The organism is Novacetimonas hansenii JCM 7643 (genome assembly GCF_000964405.1).
GTDB classification, from domain to species: Bacteria; Pseudomonadota; Alphaproteobacteria; order Acetobacterales; family Acetobacteraceae; genus Novacetimonas; species Novacetimonas hansenii.
In genome coordinates this window covers 33,839-59,532 of record NZ_BANE01000096.1, presented here as the reverse complement: position 1 = coordinate 59,532, position 25,694 = coordinate 33,839, and the positions used below count along the sequence as shown (strand labels likewise).

The 25,694-nt window shown below is 59.9% G+C and carries 28 protein-coding genes; 24 read left to right on the top strand and 4 right to left on the bottom strand.

Annotation, left to right across the window (positions count from 1 at the left end; genetic code table 11):
* Positions 1-44: 44 nt before the first annotated feature.
* The 8 genes from B7G66_RS17805 (at position 45) to B7G66_RS07855 (ending at position 7,915) form a co-directional block, all read left to right on the top strand.
* A complete protein-coding gene (locus tag B7G66_RS17805) occupies positions 45-392 on the top strand; it encodes a hypothetical protein (RefSeq protein WP_141312834.1) in 348 nt (115 codons plus the stop codon).
* Positions 367-744 carry a hypothetical protein gene (locus B7G66_RS07880; RefSeq protein WP_139312888.1) on the top strand — a complete coding sequence of 126 codons (378 nt, stop codon included), beginning with the start codon at positions 367-369 and terminating at the stop codon, positions 742-744. Before B7G66_RS17805 ends, B7G66_RS07880 begins: the two co-directional genes overlap by 26 nt.
* 125 nt (positions 745-869) lie before the next feature.
* Entirely contained in the window at positions 870-1,700 is an 831-nt protein-coding gene (locus B7G66_RS07875; RefSeq protein ID WP_048859068.1) for a replication initiator protein A, read from the top strand.
* 489 nt (positions 1,701-2,189) lie between these two features.
* On the top strand, positions 2,190-2,699 hold the full coding sequence (locus B7G66_RS17220; RefSeq protein ID WP_139312889.1) for a hypothetical protein: 510 nt from the start codon (positions 2,190-2,192) through the stop codon (positions 2,697-2,699).
* Positions 2,700-2,969: 270 nt separating this feature from the next.
* On the top strand, positions 2,970-3,503 hold the full coding sequence (locus B7G66_RS07870; RefSeq protein WP_048859040.1) for a putative metallopeptidase: 534 nt from the start codon (positions 2,970-2,972) through the stop codon (positions 3,501-3,503).
* Positions 3,503-4,141: a hypothetical protein gene (locus B7G66_RS07865; protein WP_048859039.1), complete on the top strand. Its 639-nt coding sequence runs from the start codon at positions 3,503-3,505 to the stop codon at positions 4,139-4,141. The genes B7G66_RS07870 and B7G66_RS07865 overlap by 1 nt, the downstream gene beginning before the upstream one ends.
* Positions 4,138-6,219, top strand: a complete 2,082-nt coding sequence (locus B7G66_RS07860; RefSeq protein WP_048859038.1) for a phage terminase large subunit family protein — start codon at positions 4,138-4,140, stop codon at positions 6,217-6,219. Before B7G66_RS07865 ends, B7G66_RS07860 begins: the two co-directional genes overlap by 4 nt.
* Positions 6,220-6,235: 16 nt before the next feature.
* The gene (locus B7G66_RS07855; protein ID WP_048859037.1) at positions 6,236-7,915 is read left to right on the top strand and encodes a phage portal protein; all 1,680 of its coding nucleotides are present in this window, start codon (positions 6,236-6,238) and stop codon (positions 7,913-7,915) included.
* Positions 7,916-7,957: 42 nt separating this feature from the next.
* Here the strand turns inward: B7G66_RS07855 and B7G66_RS17800 are convergent, their stop codons facing one another.
* Entirely contained in the window at positions 7,958-8,110 is a 153-nt protein-coding gene (locus B7G66_RS17800) for a hypothetical protein (RefSeq protein WP_159107953.1), read from the bottom strand.
* Here B7G66_RS17800 and B7G66_RS07850 point away from each other — a divergent pair.
* The 8 genes from B7G66_RS07850 to B7G66_RS07825 all read left to right on the top strand — a co-directional run bounded on the left by B7G66_RS07850 (position 8,105) and on the right by B7G66_RS07825 (position 13,511).
* Positions 8,105-9,118 carry a zeta toxin family protein gene (locus tag B7G66_RS07850; RefSeq protein ID WP_196760711.1) on the top strand — a complete coding sequence of 338 codons (1,014 nt, stop codon included), beginning with the start codon at positions 8,105-8,107 and terminating at the stop codon, positions 9,116-9,118. The genes B7G66_RS17800 and B7G66_RS07850 overlap by 6 nt on opposite strands.
* A complete protein-coding gene (locus tag B7G66_RS07845) occupies positions 9,115-10,326 on the top strand; it encodes a hypothetical protein (protein WP_048859035.1) in 1,212 nt (403 codons plus the stop codon). Before B7G66_RS07850 ends, B7G66_RS07845 begins: the two co-directional genes overlap by 4 nt.
* Positions 10,327-10,403: 77 nt before the next feature.
* Complete coding sequence (locus B7G66_RS07840) at positions 10,404-10,763, top strand: hypothetical protein (protein ID WP_048859034.1); 360 nt, start codon at positions 10,404-10,406, stop codon at positions 10,761-10,763.
* A gap of 45 nt (positions 10,764-10,808) precedes the next feature.
* Entirely contained in the window at positions 10,809-11,360 is a 552-nt protein-coding gene (locus B7G66_RS07835; RefSeq protein ID WP_048859033.1) for a hypothetical protein, read from the top strand.
* Between the two features lie 247 nt (positions 11,361-11,607).
* Entirely contained in the window at positions 11,608-12,051 is a 444-nt protein-coding gene (locus B7G66_RS07830) for a Panacea domain-containing protein (protein ID WP_048859032.1), read from the top strand.
* A 187-nt stretch (positions 12,052-12,238) separates the two neighbouring features.
* Positions 12,239-12,484 carry a hypothetical protein gene (locus tag B7G66_RS17215; RefSeq protein ID WP_081380245.1) on the top strand — a complete coding sequence of 82 codons (246 nt, stop codon included), beginning with the start codon at positions 12,239-12,241 and terminating at the stop codon, positions 12,482-12,484.
* Positions 12,485-12,517: 33 nt separating this feature from the next.
* Positions 12,518-12,769, top strand: a complete 252-nt coding sequence (locus tag B7G66_RS17210) for a hypothetical protein (protein ID WP_141312830.1) — start codon at positions 12,518-12,520, stop codon at positions 12,767-12,769.
* Between the two features lie 46 nt (positions 12,770-12,815).
* Positions 12,816-13,511 carry a structural protein gene (locus tag B7G66_RS07825; protein WP_048859031.1) on the top strand — a complete coding sequence of 232 codons (696 nt, stop codon included), beginning with the start codon at positions 12,816-12,818 and terminating at the stop codon, positions 13,509-13,511.
* A gap of 32 nt (positions 13,512-13,543) precedes the next feature.
* On the opposite strand, the gene B7G66_RS07820 is transcribed toward B7G66_RS07825, so the two are convergent.
* The 3 genes from B7G66_RS07820 to B7G66_RS07810 all read right to left on the bottom strand — a co-directional run bounded on the left by B7G66_RS07820 (position 13,544) and on the right by B7G66_RS07810 (position 15,700).
* Entirely contained in the window at positions 13,544-14,071 is a 528-nt protein-coding gene (locus tag B7G66_RS07820) for a transcriptional regulator (RefSeq protein WP_048859030.1), read from the bottom strand.
* Positions 14,072-14,083: 12 nt separating this feature from the next.
* Positions 14,084-14,374 (bottom strand): DUF4258 domain-containing protein, encoded by a 291-nt coding sequence (locus tag B7G66_RS07815; RefSeq protein WP_048859029.1) that lies wholly within the window; start codon positions 14,372-14,374, stop codon positions 14,084-14,086.
* A gap of 105 nt (positions 14,375-14,479) precedes the next feature.
* The gene (locus B7G66_RS07810; RefSeq protein WP_148424785.1) at positions 14,480-15,700 is read right to left on the bottom strand and encodes a hypothetical protein; all 1,221 of its coding nucleotides are present in this window, start codon (positions 15,698-15,700) and stop codon (positions 14,480-14,482) included.
* A gap of 426 nt (positions 15,701-16,126) precedes the next feature.
* Between B7G66_RS07810 and B7G66_RS07805 the strand changes: the two genes are divergently transcribed.
* From B7G66_RS07805 to B7G66_RS07770, 8 genes are all read left to right on the top strand, one after another.
* Positions 16,127-16,918, top strand: coding sequence for a phage antirepressor KilAC domain-containing protein (locus B7G66_RS07805; protein ID WP_064478779.1), 792 nt, complete (start codon positions 16,127-16,129; stop codon positions 16,916-16,918).
* Entirely contained in the window at positions 16,915-17,277 is a 363-nt protein-coding gene (locus B7G66_RS07800) for a hypothetical protein (protein WP_048859027.1), read from the top strand. The genes B7G66_RS07805 and B7G66_RS07800 overlap by 4 nt, the downstream gene beginning before the upstream one ends.
* Positions 17,278-17,347: 70 nt before the next feature.
* Positions 17,348-18,304: a site-specific integrase gene (locus B7G66_RS07795; RefSeq protein WP_048859026.1), complete on the top strand. Its 957-nt coding sequence runs from the start codon at positions 17,348-17,350 to the stop codon at positions 18,302-18,304.
* Positions 18,305-18,319: 15 nt separating this feature from the next.
* Complete coding sequence (locus B7G66_RS07790; RefSeq protein ID WP_048859025.1) at positions 18,320-18,826, top strand: hypothetical protein; 507 nt, start codon at positions 18,320-18,322, stop codon at positions 18,824-18,826.
* A 96-nt stretch (positions 18,827-18,922) separates the two neighbouring features.
* Entirely contained in the window at positions 18,923-23,425 is a 4,503-nt protein-coding gene (locus B7G66_RS07785) for a helicase-related protein (protein ID WP_159107951.1), read from the top strand.
* A 76-nt stretch (positions 23,426-23,501) separates the two neighbouring features.
* Positions 23,502-23,783 carry a hypothetical protein gene (locus tag B7G66_RS07780; RefSeq protein ID WP_048859023.1) on the top strand — a complete coding sequence of 94 codons (282 nt, stop codon included), beginning with the start codon at positions 23,502-23,504 and terminating at the stop codon, positions 23,781-23,783.
* Between the two features lie 298 nt (positions 23,784-24,081).
* On the top strand, positions 24,082-24,945 hold the full coding sequence (locus B7G66_RS07775; protein ID WP_048859022.1) for a PqqD family protein: 864 nt from the start codon (positions 24,082-24,084) through the stop codon (positions 24,943-24,945).
* Positions 24,938-25,675, top strand: coding sequence for a hypothetical protein (locus B7G66_RS07770; protein WP_048859021.1), 738 nt, complete (start codon positions 24,938-24,940; stop codon positions 25,673-25,675). Before B7G66_RS07775 ends, B7G66_RS07770 begins: the two co-directional genes overlap by 8 nt.
* The last annotated feature ends 19 nt before the right edge of the window (positions 25,676-25,694 follow it).

Below are 25,694 nucleotides of genomic sequence, written 5' to 3'. Positions count from 1 at the left end.
AGATGCTCCCCGAAAGTCTGTGCGCCCCCTGCCCCGACTGCGACATGACGATCAGCGTTCTGGCAGCAGAGGATGACGCAGGCCTGTTCTGGCCGGAGGGCGGCGAGGGCATCGGGCCACTTTCCTACATCAACTGCGAACATTGCGGTGCTGCCTTCCATGCCCTGGCCGTTGGCCCTGCACACGCATTACATCCCTACGACCGGAGAAGAATCGATATGGTGTTCCAGAGCGAAAAACTGCCGCAAGGGTTGCGGGACTGTCCTGATTTGGGAACAATAAAAAATGAAGTTCCTGCATCAAACGGTAGATGCACGAGACTTAAAAATTCTGATCCCCAAAATAATGACGATGAAAGGAATGATCGTGACCCAGAACGACAACCCGGCTGACAATTTTTTTGCGGAAGTAAGGACGCGCCTCAAACATGATGAAGAACTTGAAGTCCCCAGTTCTTCATATCGCCATGAGGCTGTCACCCCTCAAGTTGGTCACCTGAGCATTCCAGTCAATATAATTCCATTGCAGGGGGGATACGACAAGAAGCGCCTGGATCAACTGTGCCATGATCTGGGGTTTGTGCCCGATCAACTCTCAAAAGACAAAATAAAAAATAGTGATGATGGTCGCAAGGTAACAATTACCCGCTATTGTAAATCTGTGCGCAAAGACTATCTCGCAGGAGCAGAAATGACCCTGTCGGTGACTTTCAATATCGCCGATAACCCCTTTTCCCGAGGGTAGCCCCTGCCGATCTCCTGCTGTCGTGGTTTCGGGGACCAAAATCTGTTGTCGTTCGGTATCCGCGACGTTAGGCTGTCGTGGTTTCAGGGACCTAAGCGGTCCGGGCATCAGATCCGGAGGTGGATGTGGCGGCGCAGCAGGTTGATCTTTTTCTTGATTCCATGATGGGGCAGACCCTGCGCGGGGACCGCGCCCTGATGGAATTCCCTTTCTTTTCATTGGCCAAGCGCCCCCGTCACACGCCCATCACTTATGACGATGGGCGGGTGATGATACGCGTCTCGCCCGGAGAACGGGGCATCGCGACCATCTGGGACAAGGACATTCTGATCTATGTGACGTCCCTGATGAACGAGCAGCTGGAGCGTGGAATCGAGCCCGGCCGGACCATTCAGTTCGCGGCCGTGGATTTTCTGCGCGTGGCGGGCCGCGGGACATCCGGAAAATCCTATGAGCAGCTGAAGGATGCGCTGTTCCGCCTGCGCTCAACGACGATCACCACGTCAATCGCGTCGGCCGGAGAGGAGGAGGAGCGCGGTTTTGGCTGGATCGAGGCGTGGCGCATCGTCAAGCGCATGCGCAAGGACGGCAACCGGGTCATGGAGGCCATTGAAGTTACCCTCAGCGACTGGATGTACCGCGCCATCGTCAAGGAGCGCCGCGTTCTCGCGATGGATTCCAAATATTTCGAACTGACCATGGCAATGGAACGTCGGCTGTATGAACTGGTACGCAAGCATTTGGGCAACCAGCAGACGTGGATGATCTCGCTTCCGCGCCTGGCAGAGAAAATTGGCACGCAGATGGAATTAAAGAAGCTGAAGGCGGAACTGGTCGAGATATGCCGCCGCGACAGCCTGATCCATTACCAGATGAACCTGGAGGCACCGCCCGGGATCGTGCGCGTACCGCCGCGACGTGTGCAGGTCGTATTTTCGCATAGGGACAGGGTTTGACCCATCCATCGTGGTTTTACGGACCCAACAGACCATCCACTTGTTTATAAAGGGTTTTTATCAAAACCTGGCTGTCCTGATGGCAGTCAATGAACGGCCCTGATGCCGCTCATGCGTGGAATAGCCTCTGGCGGCGTCACCAGAGGCGGGATTTCTGCCATTTCCTGTGGAAAATCAGATTTTTGTCGTATATCCGGGACCGGGCGTCGTAATATCGCGGACTGAAGCGTCGTAACATCACGGACCGTATGTCGTGGTTTTATGGACTGAAAAACGCGCAATATGCTGATTCGAAACCGGTTTTCAGACCCGTAACTGTTTTAACAAATTTAAATAACCTCTTAACGATAATGGTCTGTGGATAACCAGACATTATTGTCATCACGCCTGCCGCTTTTGGCCTGACAATCAACAATTTTCCGGTTCTTTCTCTTGGTTTTACGTGGGTATCTGGTTAGATAACCATGGTTGACCATAGGGGAGGCATCCATGGAGCTTGTCGAATGTCCGACGCGACAGCTGAAACTCACGGAGGCAGGATGCGCCGCCCTGTGGAAATCAACCCGCATCAGGCCACCACAGGCGTGGGAAGGACGGCAGGCCTGCAGGGGATGCGCGCTAGGAGCGATGCGTGCTGGCGTCGCTCCTGAGAAAGCAGCGACGCCTCCAATGCGTGTGGCCCGTATCTGCGTACGCTGTCACAAACAGGCGGAAAGAGTGATCCAGAACCGCCTGTGCATCTCGTGCTACAATCGCGAGGGAGAGGCCCGTCGTGGACGTGACAGGAACGGACATCGTCCCGTACTGGCAGATCAACTGTACACCGACAGCATTGACGTCCACAATTCCAGCAGATCTTACACCGTTACCAGCACAGTTCTGAACCGAAGCGAACTGATGCTCCAGGCACTTCATACCGCAACGGAAAACCTGTGGTTTACCGCGCGGCGACGGTTGAACATCCCCGTTCCGGGGCTGCAACTGTCATTGCCACTATGAATCTTCCTGCCGATCCGGACGCACATGGATGGTCGATAACGCGGCACGTCTGTGCCGTCTGCCAAGGACGCATGCTTCAGCGGGGAGAGGAACTGCGCTGCTCGGGATGCGACCGCCGGGCACGGGGAAAAGTCTCGGCCCTGTGTGGCTGCGGGATGCGCGTAGGCAAGGACCGGCCATTTATATGCATGCCCAATCCACGGAAATCGGCTGCTGACCCGGTTGAAATTGTGATCGGCTACCGGCCGGAAAAATCGGAAATTCCCAGAAATGTCTGACGACGAGGAATTTGAGGCCTTTTCGGCTGCCCCTGAGACTGAAGACAGTCCGCTGGGCGTGATGACACGCCTGATTGACACCGAGGGGATGTTTTCCTTCCTGAAAACCGGTGAAGTCCGGATTGCCGTGTTCATGAGGCATTTTCCGAAGGAAAAGCAGGGACGGATCGTATTGGGCGAACTGGCATTGCCACGGTTCCAGGGGGGGCTTGCCCGCCTTGGTTCATGGCTTCTGCAGCGCGCAACGTGGTTTCAGGGACCGGATTACATCCTGATGATCGACCAGGACTGGTGGGATGGCGCACGTCCGGAAGCACAGGAAGCACTGGTCTTCCACGAACTGATGCACGCAGAGCATGCCGTGGACAGGGATGGGGAACTGAAATTCGATGATGAAGGACGCCCGGTCTGGAGCCTGAAAGGCCATGATCTCGAAGAGTTCCGCGAGGTGGTCCGGCGATATGGCGACTGGAGCGGAGAGATCGGAGCCTTCGTAGACGCCGCGCGGATCGGGGGCGTGACCTGATGGCGAGACCCGCGCTGGACCGCGTCCGCAAGAAGGAATTGCGTGCCGAATTTGAAAAGGAGGTCATGGCCGCGTTCGCCAATTTTGGACCCGATTTCGACAAATCCGCCCTCATGCGCAAATACACGGCTGCTGGGCTCAACACGTCGAGCCTGTATCGCTGGTTTGACGCCATCAAATCATCGGGCGCCCCGGGCCGTGCATTTGCCGAGAAGGTTCGAGATAACGTGCGCGAACGCAGCCAGGCCAGCCAAGAGCCTGCGGTAGCGATCGGCGCGGATATCGTCGCCGAACTGCCGGTGGTGCCCGATCCTGACGAGATCGTGGGGCTGGGCGTCGGCAAGATCGTTGACCAGATGCAGATGTGCATGAATGTCGCACGCAGGATCCTCAAGCACAGTTTCCATGACGACGGTAAGCCCCGCAACGCCAAGCTGGCCCTGTCCGCGTCGGAGCACCTGCGCCGCTCGGTCGATACGATGGCACGCCTGTATGAAATGATGATCGCGTACCAACAGGTTGAGACGTTCCACAAGACGATTTTCGAGGTCATCCGTGACGTTGATCCGATCGTGGCGGAGACGATCCTCGGGCGTTTGCGGCAACTGAACGCAACCCAGCGCGGAGGGGCGGGATGAACCTGCTGCAGCGTTCTCTCGACTGCCAGCTCATGATGCTGGAGGAAACTGCGGCACGGCTGGGCTATGGCGGGACGGGCTCGATCCCGGAGGCCATGGGGTTTCTGGAGTGGTGCGAGGACCTGGCGGCAAAGGGGCTGAAAATTGACGGACGCCCTTTCCGCCTGGACAACCGGCCGGCCCTGCGCCCGATCTACGATGCAATCCCGACCACCCGCCAGCAGGCCTATGGCAAGACTCTCGTGATCCAGAAGGCGACCCAGCTGGGCCTTACCGTGTGGGAAGTGCTGGCCGACCTTTACATGGCCAAGAAATGGTCGCCGGTGAATATCGGGATGTTCCTGCCCGACCAGAACACGGCGGCGTTCAAGTCCGAACGACGGTTCATGCCGATCATCCGGTCGTCGCCACAGCTGCTATCGGAACTGATCTATCGCTATGACGGCAAGGGCGGCCGGCAGAAGATCGGTGAAGGCAATGTCCTGACGCGCGAGATCGCGGGGTCGCTCCTGATGTTCCTGTGGACGTCGGGCAAGGTCTCCACGGAATCCCGGCCCATGGATATCGTCAGTCTGGACGAAGTCCAGGGTATGAGCCTGGAGGAAATTGACAAGGTCGCAGCCCGAATGGGTGACAGCGACGTGCGTTTCAAGATGCTGCTGTCCACGGCGAACATGCCGGACGAGGATATCAACAACTGGTACAAGCGTGGCACGCAGGAGGTGTGGCACACGCGATGTCCCGGTTGCGGGGCGCTGTCGGACCTGTCCGATCCCAACGGCATATTCCCGTCGCGCTCGATCGTTTTCAACAAGGGTCAGGTCCGCCCTGCCCCGCCATATCCCGGCGAAACGGCCCAGCACGCGCCGCCTGTTGATGATTATGTGTGGGTCTGCCCGGAGTGCCAGGGCTACATCCCCGACCCGCAATATGGTGACTATATTGCCCAGAATCCCGGTGCTGGAAATGATATCCGCTCATTCCTGCTGCCCCGGACGATCAGCCCGAGGATGACCGCCCGGGAAATGTTCACCGATTTCGGGTTTGCATCGACAGGAGCGCAGAAACAGAGTTTCTTCAATCGCACGCTGGCGCGCCCCTATGTTGATCCAGACCAGATCCCAGTTTCCTACGAGGTCTGCCAGGCGGGCGTGGAGCGCGGACGTGCCGCTGGCGTGACATGGGAGGAAACGGGCAGCGGGACCTACATGGGGATCGACCAGATGGGGGGCTTTAACGCCGTCATCATCAAGAAGCGGCTGCCTGACAACCGGCAGGCGGTGATCCATGTGGAGGCTGTGTTCGACCTGTCCCCGTTTGACCGGTGTGCTGATCTGATGCGGCAGTACGGGGTTGAGGTCTGTGTCGTCGAACAGCTGCCGAATTTCAACGATGCGCGCAAATTCGCCAACCGCTTCCCCGGCCGCGTGTTCCTGTGCACCGGCTATCAGGACATGGGCGATGAATCCATGCACTGGGGGGACAGCCTGTCGCGGTCGGAGCGTATGACCAGCGAGGAAGAACGGACGCGCTACACAGTTCGCTTGGACCGATACAAATGCATGCAGACGTCCTTGTACCGCATTCGCGACGGTATCTGCCTGTTTCCCGACCCCAACGGGCTGGAGCAGGAAGTCATCGAGAACGGCAGGAAGCGGCGCATCGCGATCCTCTACGACTGGGTTTTCCTGCATTTTTCCCGTACTGCCCTGGTCACGGTTGCAGATCCGGAAACAGGGAAGACACGGCGCACTGTCCAGAAGATCGGGCTGGACCCGCATTTCAGTTTTGCACTGATGCTATGTGATGCGGCATGGGCACGTGTGCAGGGCAATTCCACGTTCATCCTTCCTGATGCTGGATTGGCAGGCGTGGGTACCGCCCAGTCGCCGTCTCCGTCCGCAGCCCAGAACCTGACGTCGCGGCTGGCAGAAATGATGGGAAGCGCCCCGGAGGGTGCCTGCGGGAAATGCCGGTATTTCGGAGGGGGCACCTGTTCGGAACGGGATCTGCGCGTTGGTGCGCTGGACCCGGGTTGCGTGTTCTACGAGCCCGCTGCGGACGACGTGACATCGTGATGCGACACTGAACGGCATGAACGAAACCGTGCGACAGTTGGCCCTCGGCCTCGATACCCCGCCTGACGAACGTTTCGACGCGTCCGTGGAGATGCACAAGGCGTATCGCCCGCTGGCGTCCCAACTGATCCCGCCTGAAAACCTGCGCCCTGTGATTGACTACATCAACAATGGGTTGATGGACGCTGAGTTCTACAAGGCAACCCCGCGGCAGATCATCCGGCTGGGCGACGGCAATGACACGGGCGGCCGCATGCGGTCAGTGCGGCTGGACCCCCAGAAGATATTTTCCCAGGCGCGGTATTTTGAGAGGCCGTCCGCGCTGGATTTCACCGGACTGCGCGCGATCGTGGCGCAGACGCCGATCCTCAGCGCCATCGTGCGCCGGCGTGTGCGCCAGGTCAGTAGGTTTGCCCAGATCAGCGAGGATGGCGGCCTCGGGTTTGAAATCCGGCACAAGGATCGCAACCATCTGCTCAAGGGGACGGAGGCCGATGCCGCCGCGCATCTGGCGCGGTTTTTCCTCAACTGCGGCTGGGAGTTCAATCCACGCCGGCGCAAGCTGATGCACCGCGACAATTTCCGCCAGTTCATGGCCAAGTCGGTGCGGGATTCCCTGACGCTGGATTCATGCCCCATCGAGACGGAGATGCGTCGGAACGCTGAACTGGGGCTTGACGGGTTCTACGCCGTGGACGGTGCCACGATCCGGCTGTGTTCCGAGCAGCATTACGAGGGGGATGACCCGATTTATGCCCTGCAGGTCATCGATGGGCGCATCGGGACCACCTACACGATTGATCAGTTGATCTACGAGGTTCGCAATCCGCGCACCGACGTTGACACGGGTGGATACGGTGAGGCGGAGCCGGAGGTGATGATCAAGGTCATCACGGGCATCCTGAACGCCATGTCCTACAACAATGCCGGGTTCGACGAAAATTCCATCCCCAAGGGCATCCTGCAGCTGATCGGCGATTACGGGCAGGAAGATATCGCGGCGTTCAAGCGATACTGGAACGCCATGGTCAAGGGGACGGCCAACACCTGGGCCCTTCCTGTCATGGTGGCGAAGGACGCGCAGAGCAAGGTCGCGTTCGAGAAGTTCGACACCGACTTCAACGAGATGCATTTCGCCAAATGGATGACGTTCCTGACATCCATCGCATGCGCGATCTACGGCATGGCACCGGACGAGATCAATTTCGAGAGTTTCTCCGCGTCAAAGTCCTCCCTGTCTGGCAGCGATACGGAGGCCAAGCTGGAGAACGGGCAGGACACGGGGCTGCTGCCACTGCTTGCGTTCTATGAGGCTACGTTCAGCGATTTCATCGTGTCGGCCTTCAACGATGACTGGTGTTTCCGCTTCGTCGGGCTGGATAGCGAGGATGCCGGGGCCAAGGCGAAGGAAGACGAGTCTGTCATGACGGTCAACGAACTGCGTGGCCGCCGCGGTGACGCGCCCTTCCCTGACCCCGTGCTGGGCAACGCGCCGCTCAATCCCAGCCTGATCCAGCCATGGATGGAACTGAACAAACAGCGGTTCGCAGGCGCAGGTACCGACGATGATCAGCGCCCGGGCGATCCCGGCCGTCCGTCCGATCCTCCTCCCGATGGTGACGCGGATACGCCTCTAGAAACCGATGATCCCGAGCCGGTCAGGAAATCCCTGGCCACTGTCTACACGGTCGAATAGGCCCGATAACAGGACTTCCCGACGGTGAGAATTTACATCCTTCTAAAAGCCACGATCGCGAACCGGCCCGGCATGGCGCTGGTTTACGGGACGGATCGCCGCGGGCGGCGCATGCGGCGCTGGAAGCGGGTCGCCGCGCCGGATGCTCCCCCCGCCCATGTCCATGCCGCAGCCGAAAAGGAAGGTGGCGTGCATCGCTCCATTCCGCCGGAACATTTCAACGCGGTGGATTTCGCAGCGCCCTATAACGATCATGCTGTGTCGTTGCCGGAGGTCTATCACGGATTTCCGGCCGATACGCAGGCCCGGCTGGATCAGTCTGCTGACGAACTTGCCAAGAAGCCGACGACGGTTGAACTGTTCTGCCATGACGGTGTCTACACGCCTGAGCGTGCAGCACTTCATGAGAGGATACTGGCCGATTATACGTCGGCAGAGCGCCTATCCAAGGCTTTCCCTGCCGAAGGGGAAGCGCCGACCTTCATTTTCCTTGGCGGCCGTGGTGGTTCCGGGAAATCCGCGTTGCGGGGTATCGCATATGGCGACGACGCGCTTGTCATCGATGCAGACGGCATCAAGGCGCGCCTGCCTGGTTATGACGGGACGAACGCACATCTCTATCATGAGGAATCGTCAGACATCGCAGAAGAATTGATGCGGCGTCTGAAGGCGATCAAAGCCAATATCGTTTATGATTCCACCATGCGCACGACAGCCAGGGCTGTAGCCCTTGCAAAGTCGATGAAAGCGGATCATTATCGGCTGGAAGTGCATTACATGTTTCTGCCGCGGCTTGATGCAGCACGTCGCGCCGTGAGCAGATATATCGAAGACGGGCGGCTGGTCCCTCCTTCCGTGGTGCTCGGAAACCTGACAAACGAAGCAAGTTTTGATGCCGTGAAAGACCTGGCGGACAGCTGGTCATTTCGCAGCAATCTGGTGGCGCGGGGCAGTCCGCCTGCCCTGATATCGGAGAAGAAAGATGACCGTACTGAAAAATCCCGAAACGTGGGATTATCCGGACACGGTGGACATAGCCAGGGAGAGCCGCGTGAAGCTGTCTCCGGAGGCAGAGACGGCCTGGGAGGAACGCGTCAGGAAGGCGCGGCAGATGCGGGCGGAAGCCGACGCGACCGCCTCACGAAAGGACTGATCCCTTCAGCCCGTATTCTGGTGCTGCTTCCTGACTGTCGGCGTGCATGACCAGGCGCGCGGAAATTCTGGTCGATATTGGAGGTATAGCGTCATGCCAGTGCGATGATGCGCTGGAAAGCCTGTTCAAGGCCGCGACGGAAACGCCAGCCCGGAACCCCACCATGCTGTGGGATGACGTTCCCAATCCGATCATCCGCAGGCTGGTCGAACTGTTCACCCAGAAATATCAGGCGGTCCTGAAGCAACTGCAGGACCGCTTTGGCCAGATCCTTACCGGGAAGGGCACAGGCTCGCTCCAGAAGGCGCTATCCCCTGGATGGGGACGGTGGACGCCTGAACAGGAGCAGGAGGCCCGGGCGCATCTGGAGCGGCATCCTCCCGAAGATTATACCCTTGATGACTGGATGCTGCTGGTCGAGCTGCTGATGCAGGAATACCTGCCGCATGACGTGGCGGTGGACTGGGGGGACTGGCTGACGGTACGGGCTACGCTCGCGGGAAAGGCGCAGGCTGCGTTCGAGGCGCGGGGCATCCGGGATGCCGAGAGCATCGCGAAAATGGCGGAATACATGCCCACGGGGTTCGGGGCGGTTCCGCGCAAGATCCTCACGCCAGTCGAGATGAAGACCATCGAGATTGCGCGGGCACGCGCGGCCGAGAACATCTCCGCCGTCACCGACGTGGCGCGCCACAAGATGAAGAACCTGATCATCCAGCACATGGAAGCGCAGATGTTCGGGATGAAGCAGGGTCAGTTCACCGCACTGCGGCAGAGCCTTTTTGATGCGTTCGGGGAACTGAACCGAGATTTCCGGCGCATTGCAGTGACCGAGGCGGGGGAGGCCTGCAACCAGGGCCTGATCGCCACCCTCTCGCCCGGGCAGCGGGTCAAGCGCGTGGAAGCTTATCGCGGCGCGTGCGCGTTCTGCAAATCGATCAACGGGAAAATCTTTACCGTCGTTGCGCCCGACGCGCCGGAGCAGAATGGCCAGACGCAGGTCTGGGTCGGGAAAACCAATATCGGGCGCTCTGCCGCTTCGCGGCGTCGCACTGACGAAGGGCTGATGCCCCGCAGCGAAAACGAGATGTGGTGGCCAGCCGCCGGCGTCCAGCACCCGAACTGCCGGGGCAGCTGGGTCACGGTTACGGATCCGGGACCTGATGTTTCCCCTGAATTCGTCAACTGGATGGACGGAATCCTGCGCAAGCATAGTCTCAAGCCAGTCGGCAGACCAAGCGGGCAGCAACCAACGTAGCCAGATTGCATGCATGCATGCAAAACACGCGTCTGTCGTGACGGCATGATGGGACATCATCATGCAGCGGAGCGATTATGCGCGGTTTTCTGACTTTCCTTGCGGTTCTGGCCTGCCCTGTGCTTGCCCTGGCGGCGAGCGTGGGGCCGTCCAGTCCCATGATGCCCGAGGCTCCGGCGATCATGGCCGCAGCCACGTGGCAGGAGATTTTCCCGGCTGGCACCCAAAATCATGGCGGCGTGTTCCAGAACACCTCTGCGGCGGTGGAGTATATCTGTCTGACGGGATGCGCGGGGGGCGATCTTGGTTCCACAGCGATTGCCGTCTATCCGGCATCGGCGACGAACCCCGGCATATTCCGGTGGGGGCCAGTCAGCGGCCCCATTACGGTCTATGGCGCGAAAGCAGGCCAGACCTACAGCGCGTTTGGAGGCTGACATGCATGCTTGCAAGCAAATCGGCAAGCGCCGAGGCATTCTGCCATGCTGATCCTCCTCAAAGCCATGCCGCAGCATCCCCTGTCATGCTTCCATGAACCCACGGAGGGGCAGAAGCGGGCCGGAAATTATCGTAAGACAAAAACCGATTTCGGAGGCTTGCCGATCACCATCGAGAACGAGGCCGGAAGTGTCCGGCGCGGTCGCGATCATGGCGGTAAGGAATGGGCCACCACCATGACGTGCCATTACGGATATATCCGGGGCACCGTGGGGGCGGACGGCGACCATTATGACGTGTTCATCGGCCCGGACGAAAAGTCACGGCGTGTCTGGATCATCCAGACCATGGCGCCGCCTGATTTTCGCAAGAAGGACGAGGAAAAGGCGATGCTCGGCTTTGGCAGCGAAAGCGAGGCCCGGGCCAGCTTCCTGCGTCATTACGACAATCCTGCCTTCCTGGGGGCAATCCGCGAGATGCCGTTCGACATCTTCAAGCGACAGGTCATGGCGACCAAGGAGAACGGAGGAAAACTGCGGGGTCCGAAACCGGTGAGAAAATGCTTTATCGTGCTTGGGCGTGAGAGCCCGGCATGATTGCGCCGCGTCATAGAATGTGGCGCGCACTGATCTGGCTGCTGGTCCGCGAGGAACGCGCACGGACACGGGCATGGGCCGCGATCATAGAGGCGTCCCGTCGCCAGCGGCGCCCGGGTCGTAAAAAATAGGGGGCTGGCAGGCTGTCTGGTATGTTGACCAGACCGGCGACGACCACTACCTATTACGATCATCGTGGTATCACGGACCATCTCCGTCGCCGCGTATCAAGACTGGGGGCACGGTTATGCTGAGCGCGAGGCAGGTCGCTGATTATTTTCTGACGTTGGCGGATCCAGACGTTGGGGATGAGATTTCCAATCTGAAGCTCCAGAAGCTCTGCTATTACGCGCAGGGGTTCAGCCTGGCTTTGAACGACACGCCCCTGTTTATGGAGCCGATTGTCGCTTGGCAGCATGGCCCCGTGGTGGAATCAATTTACCATGCGTTCAAGATATATGGGTCACAAGGGATTCCATGTCCTGTGGGGCTGGATTTCTCGGTATATGACGAGGATGACCGGGAACTGCTGAACGAAGTCTATGACGAGTATGGGCAGTTTTCCGCGTGGAAACTGCGCAATATGACGCATGAGGAAGCGCCGTGGCGCAACGCTGACAAGAGCGGTGCAAATAACGTGATCTCCCAGTCAGCTATGAAAAAATTCTTCAAGAGGCGGCTGAAGGACTAGCGTCCTGTCGGCCAAGAAAAACAAAAAGCGTATCGCCAGTGCCCCAGCGCGGACATCGGGAAGAATTGCTGCGCCGCAGTCATCAAGCGGCAGTACTGATCACCTGAAGCCCCATTTCAGTCTGGAAAACCTGCAGCCATCGCATGATATCGAATGCTGCGAGGAGAATGAGCGGGCAAGGTTCGCTGTGGCAATCGCCAAACGCTCCAAATTAACGTGGAACGAACTGCGCGCATCCGGTCGTCACGGACTTGGATACGAGAAGATCGGCCGATCATCCATGAAGGTGGCTATTCCGCCATTCATCACTGAAGAAACGCCAATAATCGCTTTTCGATGTGCGGGGATGGCGCCGATGGTCGGTTATCGGGGCGGCCGGGTTTTCTATGTCGTCTGGATTGACCGCGCGTTTGATGTGTACGATCATGGATAATTCGGAAACAATAATGACATATGGTGATATCTAATGACAGAAGTTCCCGTTTGTAAAAAACGCGTTGAAGACGCCTGCATTGCAGCACTCCAAAACAGTGATGCTGATTTGTTAGTTATTTTTAATAGACTGCAAAAAATTTCAGGAATCGAAGAAATAGGACCCAAAAGAAAGGAAATAGAAATTTTATTGTTAAAAGCGCAATTATGTGAAGGAAATATAATGAATATTTCAGATCACGATTTTCGTCTCATTGCGAGTGAATTGGAAAAGGAAAAAAATTAATTCTATAAGAGTAGGACGCGCCGGACAGTTGGACAGGAGCGCCCGAATGGATGTCTGGGTCGGAAAATCGAACATCGGTCGCGCGCCCGAAAAGGCGCTGACACGTGCCGAGATGAAAACCATCGAAATGGCCGAGGTCTTCGGCATGCGTAGCGTGGAGGACGTGTCCGGTGCGGACAGGGCGCAGATGAAGGCGCTCCTGGTGGAGCACGTCAAGGCGGATGCCTTCGGGATGAAGCAGGGCACGCATCGGGCATTGGCGTCCGCCCTGTTCGCGGAGTTCGCGGTCCTGAATCTGGATTTCGAGGAAATCGCTGCGACGGAAATGGGAGAGGCGCGCAATCAGGGCATGATCGCGGCGCAGGAGCCGGGAGCACATGTACGATGGCGTGACGCCTGCGACGGCTGTCCCAGCTGCACGGCGCTCAATGGCAAGACATTCAGGGTCGTCGCGCCGGATAGCCCGGACAGGAATGCCCGGACGGATGTCTGGGTAGGGAAATCTAATATCGGTTGCGTGCCCGGCCCGGGATATGGTCCAGACGATGAAGGATACGATCAGGCGTGGGCGCAGCCGCACTGGTTCCCGGCCGCAGGGCTGCAGCATGTGGGGTGCCGGGGCAACTGGTCAGCGATCCCCAAAGCCGACCCGCGCGTATCGCCGGAGTTCGTGGAATGGATGGATGAGATCCTGCGCAAGCATCATCTGAAGCCGACAAGCCCGCGCAAGATTGAGGAATAATCTGGCTGCCTCAGTTCCAATACCGCCTGAGATCAGGCAGCGATGGCCTGGGGAACCGTATCCCACTCGTCCAGTTGTGTGACCTCAGCGGGTAGGGCGCGCCGGACCATCCGGATCCGTGGAGCGGTCTGGCTGGCACGTGGCTTGAGCGGGGAAAGCGATGTCACGGTTTTCGGGTCCACGCTGAAATGCGGGAAACGGTCACGTAGCGTGGTCACCACCACCATGCGCAGCTGCTTGTCAGCCCACTGGCCGACTTCCTGCTTGCCATTCTCCCAACGGGAATAGGTGGCCGGGTTCATCATCAGGATCTTTGCCATATCCCCCGAAGACAGGTCCAGCACGTCGCGCAGGAACCGGATCTCCAGCGGCAGAAGGCCGGTCGGGATCAGGACACGCGCCATCGCCACGGCGGCCGCAAGCCCTTCCATGTCGGGCACGGAAACTCCGATCACTTCCCCGGTGGTTTCGTCAATTTCCTCTTCCGCGGCGTCAATCAGCGTCACCGCGTAAGGCAGCCCCAGGCCGTCTTCCTCGTACGAGGGCAGTGTTCTGAACATGAATTCTTCCTTTCAGCGGAGCGCCATGACCGTGATGATACGAATGATACAGACGTCATCTTTCAAAGTGACAACCACGCCTATCCGGCGACCGTCATTGTCGGTCCCGACCACGCGCCAGGTTTCATCACCGTCCAGTGGTGCTTCGATTTGATCAATGTTGCCGCGACGGAGCACGCGCTCAGCAATCAGCTTGGAGATATGGCGTTCCCGTGAACGCTGTGTCGCATGGTGCGTCCATACGATCCTTGCCCCTTGCGTGATAGCGTTCTGCAATCTGCGACGTTCTGCATCGTGCGGCACCGTTATCAAGTCCTCGTCGTGAAAATAGGTATTTTTTGACGTACCGTCAAGTGGGGTAGCTTCACTCGTGAGTGTCCGCCTGTACGCATCCCCGTTCGTCGGTATTCAGTGTGAACTGCAATTCGAAGAAGGCGCAGACTGTATGGCACCGCTTAGAATTGCGCGCGCAACGTCACCACAGTCACTTGGTTCGCGATCAAGGTAAGCATATGCACCCTGAGAGGCACAGGCAGTGCACATGCCGGCGTCAATGAGTTTCTCGATTGCATCATTGGCGCGAATTTCTGTCTTGTGCTGTTCTGGATGGTCGAAATATAGGCTGAAACCCAGATCGTCAGGGTACACCTTGGGAGCATGCACGACGTGGCAGTTCTGTAACTGGATGGTCCCCGCCGGGAACACGATGCCCCCATGTTGTCCATATGCTATCGGAGAGCCGTCTGGAGTAGCTTCAAGCAGGTTCAGATGATCTGCTTTCATGCCGACTTTGTAATAGTCATTGTTTTCAATAGGCTTTGTGATGGTTCCAATACAGCCATTGTCTGTTTCAGACGGGTCATCTTTCTCGTCGCTTATGAGAAAATAAGGCGAGAACGTATAAAAAAATTTATCGGACATAATAATATTATTCTTCACGGCATAATATACCATGTCTGTTGCTGCCTGTGATAATCCATTTCCGATTAGTGGCATAAAAACTTTCTTATTTGGCCCGACAGTAATGTATGAACTGTTTTTTATGGATTTTGCGAACTTATAAGCATCGTCACCAAACAGTGTTTTTTCGTATAATGATGATACTATATTAGACTCTGTTGTAAAATTAGACCTTTTCAGGACGATGCTGTCATTTCCGATCTGAAGTATATGTGTTGGGTCTGAGGTCCCATTTATAAGAAGATTTATATATATTCCATGCAGGCCCTCAGAAAGAATATAGAGATTGATTGGCCCAAAATGACCATGTAAAGCAAGGTCATGGGATTGAGACATCATCATGACATCCCAAAATCCCGTGCTTTCTATTACTCGGTCACCTTCAAAATTTGTCTCGTTTATTGGGACTTTCATATAATACGGGACATAATTATTGAAGTGCATTTTGGCTTCAGGAAGGGGCCGAGGAATTCCTGGAACTGCAGCGCTGGAATGTCCCGATGCGGGTTCCTCGTGGGATGCGCGTATGTTGACGGCACCTGCACGTGCAGTCGTATGTTGCGCGGTCATATGTGTAGATAGAGCCGTCCACGACACATATGTCAGACCGCCTCCTGCTATGAGGCTGGCAGTGATGATTGCTGCGAATCTCATGGGGGACAACTGCATGGAGTTCAGCCGATCATCTGCAAGAGATACCGTGCATCAATCCTACCATCCATCGCCATGATCCATGTTCCCTACTGTTCTGATCTTCCGATATCACAGAACATTTCGGGAGCGCGTTAACAGGACGGCATGACAGGGATGCTTATGCTGGATGCAGCTTTGCTGCTTCAAGCCCTAACTGGAGCAGGCGACGAAGTGCTTCTGATCGCGTGATGTTCATTTCTTTTGCGTAAGCATGAACGGCCTGCACCAGTTCAGCAGGGACTCTTCCCGAGATAAGGGGGTTGGTTCCCGTTGCTGGGCGTCCTCTTCTTTTTACGTGCACGGTAATTGACGGCTTCATATTTTATGTCTACGTAAAAAAACAGGCCGAAGCAAGGTTGCCCCCTTGCCCCGGCCCTAACCAACAGCAAGGGAAAGTACCCCATGCCACCGGCTGATCATTTTCATAACATTTCCAAGGGGCGTTCGTCGCCCACCCTTTTTGACAGCATTGCGCCTGACACTGGCGATTTAGCTTCCCTTACTATGTCCAGTCGTGAGATCTCGGAACTGACTGGGAAACAGCATGCCCATGTTATGCGTGACATCCGTGCCATGCTGGAACAGGTTGGAGAGGGCCAATCCAAGTTTGGATCGACCTATCTCGATGCCCAAGGAAAGGCACGTGAGTGCTACAATCTCCCCAAAAACCTGACGCTCAACCTCATCACCGGCTACCGGGCGGACATGCGGCTGAAAATCATCGACCGCTGGCTGGAACTGGAGGCCTCGACGTCGCCCATCCCGGACCCGCGTGTGCCGCGCACCCTGTCGGAGGCGCTGCGCCTTGCCGCCGACCAGCAGGACCGGATCGCGGCGCAGGCGGACACGATCGCGCAGCAGCAGGTGCGGATCGAACGTGACGCGCCCAAGGTCTCCGCGCTGGCGCGCATTGCGGGGACCGAGGGGTCGATCGATATGCGGCAGGCGGCGAAGAACCTGCAGGTCAAGCCGATCCTGTTGCGCAATTTCATGCGCGACCGGCGCTGGATCTACCGCAAGGGCGAGCACTGGCTGGCGTACCAGACCAAGCTGGACAGTGGCCTGCTGGAGCACAAGCTGGTCACCCTGCATCAGGAGTCAGGGAGGACGAAAATTGTGACCCGCCTGCGGGTGACCGCGAAAGGCATCTCCCGCCTGGGGGAGATGTTGCACGGATGGGGGGTGGCACGATGAGCGCCGATACCACGATGCCGCCCGGCCTGCTGGCGGCGAACTATCCCCTCTCCTTCCTTGCGCCGCTGTGGACGCTGACGCAAGAGGCCGCGGCGCGGCTGGAGGCGATGCTGTCGCGCCCGGATGCAGAGGACTGGCGCGACGACGAGCTGACGCAGGTCTTTGCGGAGATGAAGGCCGTCGAGCGCGACATCATGGACACCGCATCGCCCACGTTCGGGGGCGTCATGCTGAAAATCGGCGTAGTGCGGGCATTGTCCCGCAACCCGGACTGTCTTGATCTGGTGCGCGATATGGTGGCATCGATTGAGGATGACATGCGGCGTCTGCTGGCGGAGGGGTCGGATCACGGAACGTAACCCGACCTGATCCCCCTTCCCGCTTCCCCGCCACGGCGGGGGAGCACCCAGATACGAACAGGATTTCGAGATGAACCAGATTATTGTTCCGACCCAGCCCGACACCGCCATCGCCATCGTGCCGTCCGCGCGCGCCCGCCGCTTCATCCTGGAGGCCGAGGCCCCGAGCACGCGCCGCGCCTACATGACCGACATCAACACCTTCACCACCTGGTGCACGGCGCGCGGGGTCAGCCCCATGCCCGCCGCGCCGGAGACGGTGGCCAATTTCATCGCCGATTCAGCGGAGCAGGGCCTGCGGCCGTCCACGATCGGGCGCCGGGTGGCGGCGATCCGTTACCTGCACCGGCTGGCGGACGAGGAAACGCCGACCCGGTCCGAACTGGTGTCGAAGACATTGAAAGGCATCCGGCGGGAGATGGGCGGCGCGCCGGACCGCAAGGCCGCCGCCACGGCGGATATCGTGGAGCGCATGATCGACACCTGCGATGACAGCCTGAAGGGGCTGCGCGACCGGGCGATCCTCGCGCTGGGCTTTGCCGGGGCGTTCCGGCGCAGCGAGCTGGTCGCGCTGCGCGTGGAGGATCTGTCGCGCACGGATGACGGATACCGGGTGCTGATCCGCAAGTCGAAGACCGACCAGGAGGGGCAGGGCCAGACCATCGCGATCCCGCGCGGCAACCGCCTGCGCCCCGGCCCGGCCATCGAGGCGTGGATGGCGGCGGCCGGGATCGAAAGCGGCTCCCTGTTCCGCCGCGTGCGCCGGGGCGGCAAGGTCGGCGCGCAACCCCTGCGCCCGGCGGCCGTGGCGGAGATCGTGAAGGAACGGTGCCTGCTGATCAACGAAGACCCGGCGCAGTTTTCGGGGCACTCCCTGCGGTCAGGCTTTCTGACCAGCGCGGCGCGCGCCGGGGCGACGATCTTCAAGATGCGCGACGTCAGTCGGCACAAAAGTCTGGAGACGCTGAACGCGTATGTGCGGGATGCGGATCTGTTCAGGAACCACGCTGGTTCAGCGTTTTTGTGAAAAGGAAGATAATAAATGAATATTTCTGAATTGCGTAAAGCTAATGCCCTTGCTCTAGAGCTAGAGGAACTTGGTAGAGTGATTTATACATTTAGTCCCGGAGATCAGAAACTGACGATAAATAATCTGCATATAGATTTTGATCCATACATGGCGTGCAAATTATTGATAAAAAAAATGGATTTGATTGAGGATGAGCTTAAAAAGCTAAGTATCGAAGTTGGAAAAAGAGAATATTCCCCTTGGGTAGTAAAACAAATTATGGAAGAAAATATAACAAAAATCGAGAAGGAATATACAAAAGAAAAAGTAAACGATGTATTTAAAGAATACAATGAAGCTTTATTTCCACCCCCCAGCGGGCATGATAAATTTGGAAGGCCGGTGTATGGCACCGTTACTAGCGCACCCGCACCTTCTGGCGGAATTCTGCCAGAATATAGGGATATCATGAATAAAATATGCGAAGTTACGGGTGGAACTCCTACGCAGTTTGTCCTTTGGTATAAAGAAAATAGATAAATTTATTAATTGTCTCGTCCATCGTTATGAGTGAATTATGTTAGATCGCAAAAAAAATCGTGACGATATCCTGCCGGGATGCAGGTATTCCGCGATGTGAAGCAGAGGCTGGTGCTGATCGGCACCAGCCTTCTCAAGGCCCTGGCTCCGGGGGAGCGGTGGCTGACGGTTCATCCCAACGGGCGGGATGACAAGGGTGTGCACGTCCTTGTGCAGGTGCAGAAGGACGGCAGCGCCAAGGTGATCGGCGGCGCGGGCGGGGCGTTGAACCACCTGCGCCTGACCGGCGTGCGCAGCGAGGCGCAGTACCGCGAGGAAGCGGCCCAGCGGGCGCAGGAGCACCGCGCGCGGGAGAAAGAACGGCGCAAGGCCGACCGCGAAAAGGGCCTGACCCCCTCCAAGGACGAAGCTACCCACGCCGTGCGCGCGCAGGAACGCGCGCATGAAGACGCGTTCGTCAAGCAGGTTGGCGATGCGCTGGGCTGGACCGAGGCCGAGACACGGTTCCCGGAGGAACAGTTCAGCGGCGCGACCGAAGCGGAGAAGACCCGGGCGCGCAACGCGCATGCGCAGATGCTGTTGTCCCGCGCGCGGGAGGCGGTGGGCATGCAGCGCAAGCGACTGCTGGCGGATGCGGACCTGCGGCGCAAGGCTGGGCTGGGCGAAGTGCCGATGGCGTCGGAGAGCGACCAGACCATCAGCATGCAGGATCTGGACCCGTCCGCGCCGTCGGGGGGCGGGCTTGGTTTCACCGCGCATTACCGCGACCGGGCGGAGGCGAACGGCCTGACGCCGGAGGGGCTGGAGCAGGAGGTCAACGAAGCGCGGGAGGCCTCCCTGCCCGAAGGCCTCCCGAAGGTGACAGCGGACCGGATCGGGCGTGAACTGGACAAGGTGCGCGAGAACCCGCCGCCGCTGAAGGCAGGGTGGGAGATTGACGGGAGGCGGGCGATCGACCTGCTGCGCGCGGAAAAGACCCTGAAGACGGCAAAGGCCGACGCGCGGAAAAAACTGCGCGAAATTTCCACGTCCGAGGCCCCGGTCGAGCCCAAGTCCTTCGTCATCGAGGCGCAGCCGGCCAGCCACGGCGCGGTGGCGGCGGACATCGAGAAGGACCTGCGCACCATCGGCACGCGGTCCTTCCTGAACGAGGCCAGCCGCATGGGCGGCCGGGAGGCGCTGGAACGCCATGTTGCATCCGGGGCCTACAACGCCATGAACGCCCTGTCGCTGGCCAGCACGGGCGCATCGCAGATGGACCGGTCCGTGGTGGACGTGCTGGGCATCGCGGGCGCGGCGCAGGTGCTGGCGCAGCGGATGCATGGCGACCTGTCGCCCGGGGACATGGCCGACGCCGCCACGGCGATGGAGAGGTTCCACACCGACCATTACATGGACACGTCACGCCGCGCGCTGGCCGATGCGCGGGAAATGCACGACCAGGCGCAGGCCATCGACCTTTCGCCCGCCATGGACGCCTCGGACCTGACCGTTGCGCAGGAACTCAACACGAAGCGCAAGGATCTGGTCAGCGGGGCGCAGCGCAGGCTTGGCACTGCCTATGGCGAGATGGAGGCCAACGCCGCCATGGTCATGGCCATGAAGCAGGGGCGCAAGGATCACGTCCAGGTGCCGATGGGCAAGACCTCCCTGGAAACCGCGATCGTGCAGCTGCATGCGCTGGGCCTGCAGAAGGGCGATTACGAGGTGGGCAAGGCGGGGGCATCCACCATCGTCACGCTGAACCGGTCGGGCATCGAGCGCCTGACGAAACCTGTCGATCCGCAGGATCTGGCGCATGTGCGCGGGGCGCTCGACATCATCGAGGGGCGGCACGACGAGGATGGATGGCTGCCCCATGGCGTGGCCAACCGGCCAGATATGGCGATGGACAGCCAGCCGGGCGTGCTGCCGCGCCTGGCCGCGCCCTATGCCACCCCGGACGATACGACGTCGGTTGAGGGGCACGAGGCGGCGATCCGTTCGTTCATCGGCAGTCGTATTGCCGACGGGGAAACCCCGGCGAAGGCGCTGGCCGACCTGCTGTCGGAAACGACCATGCGGCGCGCGGGCGACCGGCAGGCCTTCATGCAGGCGCTGGGGCGGCAGGCCCCCCAGTATGACGCCGCCGGGAACATGGTCCGGGCGGAGGAGCATCGCCCCCGTTTCGAGGAAATGGCGGATGAGCATGTCGCCTCCCTCGGGGGGGCACGGACATCCCTGCAGCGTCAGAATTTCCCGGTGGACGAGACATCTGTGGATGCTCTGCATCGCGCGCTGGCGGAGCATCCAGACGGGGCGGCAGCGTTCAAGCCGATTGGCGATCTCACGGATGCGGAGCGGCGGGGCCTGCGTGCGCGCTTTGCGGAGGATTTCGCGCGCTCCGACCCGAAGGTGGCGCAGATGCGCGCGGATCTGGAGGCGCATGCCGGGCAGGAGCCCGAGCGCGAGACGCAGGACATGTTCGGCACGTCCGTCAATCCGCAGTGGCGTGACTGGAAGAAGGCGCACGACGAGAAGGCGGCCGTGCTGGACCGGGCCACGATGTCGTGGGGAAAATACAGCGATGCCATGGGCGGCCCCGCGAACGCCTACGCCGCCATGCAGGACGTGGCGCGCTCGCATGTGATCGGGCGTTTCGCGGACCATTACAACCGCCTGCGCCCCGATGCGCCGCTGGCGGTCGGAAAGACGGTCATCGCGCACGACCTGCGCCATCTGGATGCGCTCGATCCCGGTGCGCGGGAACGGCGCATGGCCGAACACCGCGAGCGCATTGATGCGCTGCGCCAGCGCGAGAACGGGCGATATGCCGCGGGCGGCGTAGCGGACCGGCTGGATGCCGCGCGTGCGGCGGAGGAGGGACGCGGCGAAGCGCAGATGCAGTTCTTTGGTGCCGACGCGGCCCCCTCCCCTGTCGGTGCGGAGGGGCCGGCGCTTGGGGAACGGTGGTCTGTGGGTCATGCGGCGGAACAGACGATCGCACAGATGATGCCGCATGTCGGTTCCCAGTTCCGTGCCGGGCAGCCGGTGAAGTTGTGGCGCCCGGACATGAGCGGACGTTTCGTCGGGCGGCAGCGGGCGGTCAAGCTGATCGAGCACAACAGGCGGGTGGTCGCCGGCCTGGGAGTGGGCTCGGGAAAGACCTCCATCGGGTTGGCGGGGTTCACGCATCTGCAGGGTCAGGGGAAGGCAAAGCGCGGGCTATTTCTGGTACCGTCCATCGTGCAGGGGCAGTTCCATGGAGAGGCCCTTACCCTGCTCCAGCCCGGGAAATTCCGCTGGCATGCGGATCCGTCGGCAAACCGGGAGCAGCGGATCGCGGCCTATAAAAACCCGGACGTGCATTTTTCGGTCGTCACCCATCAGGCGTTCCGCGATGACGTCCTGCACATGGCGGCGGGGCAGGAAGGCGTATCGCCTGCCGAGATCACCCAGAAACTGGATGGCATGGATGCCGACGGGCGGATGAATTACGTGCGCGGCGTTCTGGACCGGGAGGGCATCCACCACGATTACCTGAACGTGGACGAGGGGCATAACCTGCTCAACCGGGCAGGCAAGAAAAACTCCAGCCTGGCGAACGTGGTTGACGCCGTGGCGGACAGCACCCCGTACTACGTCAACATGACAGCAGACCCGGTCAAGAATGACGCGTCCGAGGCGTTTGACGTGCTGTCGAAGATGGATCGCAAACGCTACGGCGACCGGGATGCCTTCATGCGCAAATACGGCGGCGATACCAGCGCCGCGCGTGAAGGCCTGCGGCGCGAGATGGCCCGCCACTTCTACACCGGGCGCATCGCCTCGGGCGTGAACGCCACCAAGACGGAGGAAGTCGTGCCCCTGGGCGCGGCGGAGAGGTCCCGTCTGGCGGAGGTCGAGCAGGCGTCGGCCAGGGCGCGGATCGCGCGCATGAAGGGCGATGTGGATGTGGAGGCGATGAAAAAGCTGGCGCCCGCCGCGTTCAGCGCGGCCGACGATGCCGACCATCGCGCGATTGCCGAACGGATGAACCCCTCCATCGGGATCCTGCGCAACACCGCCATCATGCAGGCTTTGGGGGGCGAAGCGAAAACCAATCGCACCGTCACCGTTGCGGAACAGCGTCGCGGCAGGCCGGGCGTGGTGTTCGCGCGGTCGCTGGACCGGGTCCATGACATCGCGTCACGCCTGCGCGCGGAAGGGCACCGGGTCGTGACCCTGACGGGGGCTGATTCCTCTGCCGAGAAGGACCGGAAAAAAAGGGCCTACCAGGCTGGCGAGCATGACATCATGGTTGCCAGTGATGCTGCGGCAGTGGGCGCGAACCTTCAGCGCGGGAAATGGCTGGCGCAGTATGACACGCCACAGACGGCAATGCTGCATGCGCAGCGCGACGGGCGCATCAACCGTGTGGGTCAGACCAGTGATGTCGAACTGATCGACATCCTTGCAGATCATCCGGTCGAGCGCCGCAACCGACGGCGGCTGACGGAGAAATACAATCTCCGCGATATCGTGACGTCACCCCTTGAGGGGCTGGATGAAACGGGAATCGCCGGATACCTGCATCAGGCACGCTCCGAACGCCGCGATCATGCCTCGCGCGCGGCATAGTGCATGCCTCCGAAGCAACCCGCCACGACGCCTTGCTTGCAAGCTTGCAAGCAAATCAGAAAGAAAGGCAGCACATATGACAGAGCGCAATAACCCCACCCAGGCCGCAACCGAAATCAGCGGAATGCTGGGGAGCCTTGGGGAAAGGCAGGCACGGATCCGGGCGGCTGACCAGGCCATTCTTTCGGCGGCGCAGAACCAGCTTGTGGTCGTGGAGCGTAGGATCGAATCAGCCCGGATGGCATCCCTACTGAGCGATGAAGGCCGCGACAGGTTTCTGGATCTGATTCGTGAGAGAGGCAAACTGCTGCTGGTCATCGCGGACGCCCAGGCCGCGCTGGAGGCCGCTGGCACCTGAGGAATTGCCGCTTGTGTGGGAGGGGTAAAAAGAAAGGCGTCGGAATTTTCCTTCCGACGCCTTTCTTGCAACTTGCCAATCAGGCCGGAAGGGTGCGGCACCCAGGCACCCAGGCACCCAGGCACCCAGGCACCCAGGCACCCGCGACTGACAGACATCCAGCCCGATAAATTGCATGCATGCATGCATGCATGCAAACAAGAATGACGGCAGTGCGCCTCGCCGGAAAGGCATAAGGCTGCGATCCGAGATGACCTTCCGGCTGGAATGACTCATATCGTGACGGCAGCCTTGGGGCATGAGCGATCAAGAGTTTTTCTGCATCGACAGCATGTTCAAGGCCCAGCCGCGTGAAGAGGGTGGCCGGCGCTTTGTCTACATGCAGGCGTCGGACGAGAGCGTGGATCATCAGGGCGAAGTTGTCCTGTCGAAAGCGCTTCAGGAAAGCGCGCCCTACTTCCTGAAATACGGGAACATAGACCTCGATCATCGCACCCAGATGGGGCCGGTGGCCGGGCAGCCGTCACACCATCTGTTCGAGATCGGCAAGCCTGTGGACGTACGGGCAGATGGCAAAAAGACGTTCGTGAAGGCCGAAATCTATGGCGGGGAGGGGCCGACCGTCGAGCATGCGAACATGTTCTGGGATTCCCTGACGCGCCAGCGTCCGCCGAAGCACTGGTTCCCGTCGGTGGGAGGAGACTGCCACCGGAGCAAGATCGCGGACCCGAAAACCGGGCGGCAGCGCCCGGTCATCGATCGGGTGCGCTGGACCAATATCGGGATGAGCGGGACGCCGGTGAACCTGCACGTGCCCACCGTGGCGGTCGTGCCGTTCGGGGCGCTGGCCAAGAGCATGGCCGCCGGGGCGTTTTGCATGCGTAAGGCGCTGGAAGCTGGCTACGGCACGGACATGGCGGAACTGAGCGGAGGGGCAGCGCTGCGCTCCGAAATGCCGGATCCGCACCTCCAGAATTACTGGGATTTCAGGGACAGGCTGGCGGGGGACATCCGCGCCGGTCGGGTGAAGCCGTCCGTCGATGCGCTCGTCGCGCACGTCGCGCAGGCTTTTGACGTGGATCCGGACCGGGCCTCGGAGCTGGTCGAACGGTTCCTGGGCGACCTCCAGAGGGGCCGAGAACAAAGGACAAGACATGACTGAAAAAACCAACCCGGCGCCCACGGCGGGGGGCTTTGACGCGCTGCTCAATGATCTGAGCGGGATCGAGGAAATGCGCAAGTCGCGCACCACGGATAAGGGCAAGGACGATCCGAAGGAAGGGGGAAAGCCCCTGACCGAGGAGGAACTTGAAAAGGCCCGCAAGAAAAAAGAGGCGGAGGCCAGGGCGGCCGAGGAAGCGCGCCGCAAGGCCGGAGAAGGCGGGGAAGAGGATGACGATGACGCCGAGATGTTCGGCAAGTCGCTGACCGTGACGCTGGAAGGCGGCGAGACAGCCGAAGTTGTTGACGGTGCGGCCCTTGTCACGGGCATGCGTTTCCTCAAGGGGCAGAACACGGCGCTGGCCAGCGAACTGGCAGCCGTTCGCGCAGAGAATGCCGGCGAGATGGTCAAGGCCCTGTCTGGCATGCAGTCGCTACTGCGGCTGGTGAAGGATCAGGACACGGTCATCAAGTCCCTGTCCGATCGTCTCGATACGTTCGGCGCGCAGGGCCGCGGGCGCGCTTCGGTCCTGAGCATCATGGAAAAGAGCCAGCCTGCCGGTGCCCCGGCCCAGCCGCAGGGCGCGTCGCGGGCCGAAATCATGCAGGCGTCGATGCAGGCCATGAAGAAGGGCCTCATCTCGGCCGTGGACGTGTCGATGATCGAAGGGTGCCTGAACCAGGGCGCCGAGATCCCCGAACCCCTCGTCAAGGCGATTCAGTCCGTCTGACGTCGGCCTGATCACAGCA